Annotated in this window: 4 protein-coding genes; 2 read left to right on the forward strand and 2 right to left on the reverse strand. The window is 69.1% G+C overall.

Translation table 11 applies throughout. The annotated features are described in order from the left end of the window. A partial coding sequence (locus tag NN2_RS35455; RefSeq protein ID WP_063019616.1) for a glycoside hydrolase family 183 protein occupies window positions 1-1,064 on the forward strand: 1,064 nt, incomplete at its 5' end. 15 nt (window positions 1,065-1,079) lie between these two features. On the opposite strand, the gene NN2_RS35460 is transcribed toward NN2_RS35455, so the two are convergent. Next, window positions 1,080-2,123: a fused (3R)-hydroxyacyl-ACP dehydratase subunits HadA/HadB gene (locus NN2_RS35460; RefSeq protein ID WP_063019618.1), complete on the reverse strand. Its 1,044-nt coding sequence runs from the start codon at window positions 2,121-2,123 to the stop codon at window positions 1,080-1,082. Window positions 2,124-2,327: 204 nt separating this feature from the next. Then, entirely contained in the window at window positions 2,328-2,942 is a 615-nt protein-coding gene (locus tag NN2_RS35465; RefSeq protein ID WP_063019620.1) for an Rv0361 family membrane protein, read from the reverse strand. 42 nt (window positions 2,943-2,984) lie between these two features. Between NN2_RS35465 and NN2_RS38290 the strand changes: the two genes are divergently transcribed. After that, the coding region (locus NN2_RS38290) for a hypothetical protein (protein ID WP_218022100.1) at window positions 2,985-3,406 on the forward strand (422 nt) is incomplete at its 3' end.

Genomic DNA, 3,406 nt, shown 5'->3' on the forward strand with positions numbered 1-3,406 from the left:
CGCCGCGAGCCGCACCGCCGACCGAACCGGGGCCGGCGGTGGCCGCGCGGCCGGCGCCGAGGGTGAGTCAGGTCCGCGAGGTCGCCAAGGAGACCGGCGCGAATTCGGTGAACCGCACCGACAAGCGCTGGCAGGTCAATGGGACCGACCTGGGCATCATGTGGGAGAGCGCGCCGGGGGAGATCGCGACGGCCTTCGGCGATACCGTCGGGCACGGGTTCCACCCGCCGGGCGGGATGGGCGAGGACTGGCGCAGCAATCTGCTCGCCTTCAGCACGAATCGCGACCTCGGCAAGGGCATGATCATCGACCGCATGGTCACCGACGATCGTTGTCACGCCGCCGAGGTGCTCGCCAGTCGCAAGAAGGACAATATCGAGATCACCACGATTCCGACCTCCGGTTTCGCGCTGCCGCATCGAGGTTCGGCCGACGGCATCCGGCAGTTCATGAGCTACATGTCGATTCGGACCTGGAACAGCCTGCCGGGCACCTTCTACACCAACTACGGCGGTATCGCGTACTCCGACGACCACGGGCAGACCTGGACCAAGGATCCGCACGCGCACTGGGACAATATCTTCGGCCTCGCGAATTTCCAGGTGTCGGCGATGGTTCCGCAGGGTGACTACGTCTACTTGTTCGGCACGCCGAATACGCGGCTCGGCTCGGTCGGCCTCGCCCGGGTGCCCACGGAGCACGTGCTCGACACCTCCGCCTACCAGTACTGGCGCGACGGCACCTGGACTCCGGTCGGCGGAGCCGCTTCCGCCACACCGATCGTCGACGGACCGGCCGGCGAACTGTCGGTGCGCTACGACAGCGCACGCGGTGTCTGGCAGATGAGTTATCTCGACACCGCGAAGGCGGCGGTCGTCGTGCGCGAATCGAACACGCCGCAGGGTCTGTGGTCGCCGAGTTCGCCGCTGTTGCACGTCTCGGCCGAATACCCCGAACTCTACGGCGGATTCATCCACCCGTGGTCGACGTCCTCGGATCTGTACTTCACCGTCAGCACCTGGAGCGACTACAACGTCTACCTGATGCACGCCCGGCTGGACTGACGTTCGAGCCGGCGGTCAGGACAGTTGGACCTCGGCCAGCGCGCGGCCGAACAGCTTCTTCCCCGCCGAGGTGGCGCTCAGCAGAATCGTCGCGACCCGGCGCTCCGGATCCAGCGACTTGATCTTGGCGGAGAAGTCGATCTGCGCCGGCGAATGACGTTCCACCGGAACGTATCCGGAGAAGCGGACACTGTAGCTTTCGATCGCGCCCGGATCTCCGAGCCACGAGGTCAGATACTGCGCACCCAGGCCCATGGTGAGCATGCCGTGCGCGACCACGGTGGGCAGGCCGGCCAGTTCGGCCGCGCGGTCGCTGAAGTGGATCGGGTTGGAATCACCCGCCACACCGGCGTAGTTGACCAGATCGCCGCGGGTGAGCCGCATCGTGGCGGGGGGCAGTTGGTCGCCCACCGCGATATCGTCGAAATTCGGCTGAGTCTCGACGGTGACGTCCCTGCGCGATTCGGCGAGCCCGGGTTCGGGGGTGGCCTCCTCGGCGGCGATCGGGATCAGCACCTCCGGGGTGGTCGCGCCGACCTCCCGGCGATGCATGACCACACCTTCGACCAGCCGCACGATATCGGCGTCGACCTCGGCGCCCAGGCGCGCCACGATGGTGGTGAGTCCCACCTGAACGACGGTGTCCTCGGCATCGAGGATGGTGGCCTTCACGGTGATGAAATCGTTTCCACGCAGGTGGCGGATCGATTCGATCTCCGCCTCGCTGCGCAGGGCGTCGCCGGCCAGGATCGGGCGGTGAATGTGGAAGACCTGGTCGGTCTGCAGGATCTGCGACAGGTCGTATTCGCTGAGCACGCTGTCGAGCAGGGCCTGGGTGGTCGCCATGCCGAGCACCGAGGCGAAGGTCGGCGGCGCCACGACGGCATCCCAGCCGAGCTTGGCGGCGTCGGCCTCGAAGTGGTGGGCGGGATGATGGTTCTGCACGGCCCGCGCGAATTCGCGGACCTTCTCCCTGCCCACCTCGTAGCGGTCCCGAATCCGGTAATGCCGACCGGCCAGTGCCGTGGATGCCGGCGCGTCGGGTGCCAGCTCCGGCATGTCCCTTGCTCCCTGCTCGATTCTTACTGCGTAAACGACAGCACCGGTCGACCGCCCCGGAACAGATCGGCGGAGGGTCGGCGGGTGACAATCCGAGCCATGCTATCGGCGGACCGGACCGCTGACCAGGTGTCTGTGACGTGCATCGCCGGGAAGCGGCGCGATGTGACACCAAGGTGACGCACGTCATCGACTCCGGCGCGTCTACTGCGCGGCACCGGCGGGATCGCACACCTTCCAGCCGCCGTCGGTCTGCTGCAGATCGAAGGTGCGGGCGGTCGAGCGGCTCGGATCGGCATCGGTGTAGATGTCGACCTGAGCGACGGCCTTGTCCCCGGTGATCTGGACGCCGTCCACGCCCGCGACCTTCGGGATCTTCTTCTGATCCACCGCCAGCTTGTGCACGCCGGCGTACTGATCGGGCGCGATGTTCTGATAGAAGTCGTGCAGTTTGCCGCACGTCGCGGATTGCAGCTGACTCAGGTTTCCGGACGCCAGTGCGTTGGTGTAGCTGTTGACCGCGCCCTTGACCTGTGCCTCCGGCGAATTGTCGGATCCGCCGGTGACGAGTGCGACCACCGCCACGATCGCGACGATCACCACCACGACCGTGCCGCCGGCGAGCAGCAGCCAGCGCTTACTGCGCGCGGGCTGTCCCGGCGCGGCGTCCGGTCCCGGTTCCGGCGCCGGTACTCGCTGGGGCTGCGCCACCGGGCGCGGTGCACCCAGCTGGCCCGGTCCGCCCGGTTGTCCCGGTGCGCCCGGCCGGTTCGGTCCACCCGGGCCGGCCGGCTGCGCGGACAGTGTCGGCGCTGTCATCTTGGTATCGGCGGGTGACGATGCGCCGCCGGGGCGCTGGCCTTGTTCACCTTGCGCCGCAGGACCTTTCAGGCCCTGTGCGCCGAGTGCCGCCGCCGCTCCCAGCTGCCCCGGCCCACCGGGACGCTGCTGGCCGGGCGCTCCCGGGCCTTGTGCACCTGGCCCCTGCGCGCCGGGACCCTGCTGGCCTGGGCCCTGCGCACCTGGACCCTGCGGTCCCGGCCGCCCGGCCCCCTGTGCACCCGGGCCCTGGGGGTTCTGCCCGCCGGGACGCTGCGGACCTTGTCCACGTCCCTGCGCGCCGGGGCCACCGGGGCCCTGCTGAGCAGGTCCGTTCGTACCGGCTCCGGGGCCCTGTCCCGGCCCGCCCGGAACCTGCTGCCTCGGGGCGTTCGGCCCGCTCGCAGCGGATTGCGGTCCCGGTCGACCCGGACCTTGCTGCCCTGGTCCACCGGGGCCGCCCG

Origin of the sequence: Nocardia nova NBRC 15556 (assembly GCF_001613005.1) — a bacterium.
Classification (GTDB): domain Bacteria; phylum Actinomycetota; class Actinomycetes; order Mycobacteriales; family Mycobacteriaceae; genus Nocardia; species Nocardia nova.

Excerpts from the sequence above, each read along its gene's own strand:
- NN2_RS35460 (WP_063019618.1), bottom strand. The coding sequence starts at position 2,123 with ATGCCGGAGCTGGCACCCGACGCGCCGGCATCCACGGCACTGGCCGGT.
- NN2_RS35465 (WP_063019620.1), bottom strand. The coding sequence starts at position 2,942 with ATGACAGCGCCGACACTGTCCGCGCAGCCGGCCGGCCCGGGTGGACCG.